This is a genomic window from Pseudoalteromonas sp. GABNS16E, from assembly GCF_028598715.1.
GTDB lineage: Bacteria > Pseudomonadota > Gammaproteobacteria > Enterobacterales > Alteromonadaceae > Pseudoalteromonas > Pseudoalteromonas atlantica.
In genome coordinates this window covers 1-346 of sequence record NZ_JAQREZ010000177.1, presented here as the reverse complement: position 1 = coordinate 346, position 346 = coordinate 1, and the positions used below count along the sequence as shown (strand labels likewise).

General features: G+C 43.6%; 1 protein-coding gene. It reads right to left on the bottom strand.

The genetic code is table 11. The features are described 5' to 3' along the window. Nucleotides 1–346: EF-Tu/IF-2/RF-3 family GTPase (locus PSI06_RS21185; RefSeq protein WP_273604838.1), on the bottom strand; the 346-nt coding region annotated here is incomplete at both ends.

Below are 346 nucleotides of genomic sequence, written 5' to 3'. Positions count from 1 at the left end.
GTATGACGACCACCTTCATCTTTAGAAAGTACGTATACTTCTGAAGTGAATGTAGTGTGTGGGTTGATTGAACCAGGCTTAGCTAGTACTTGACCACGTTCAACGTCTTCACGCTTAGTACCACGTAGAAGTGCACCAATGTTCTCACCAGCACGACCTTCGTCAAGAAGCTTACGGAACATTTCAACACCAGTACAAGTAGACTTAGTAGTCTCTTTAATACCAACGATTTCAACTTCGTCGTTCACGTTGATGATACCAGCTTCAACACGACCAGTTACTACTGTACCACGGCCTTGGATTGAGAAAACGTCTTCGATAGGCATGATGAATGGCTTATCGATGT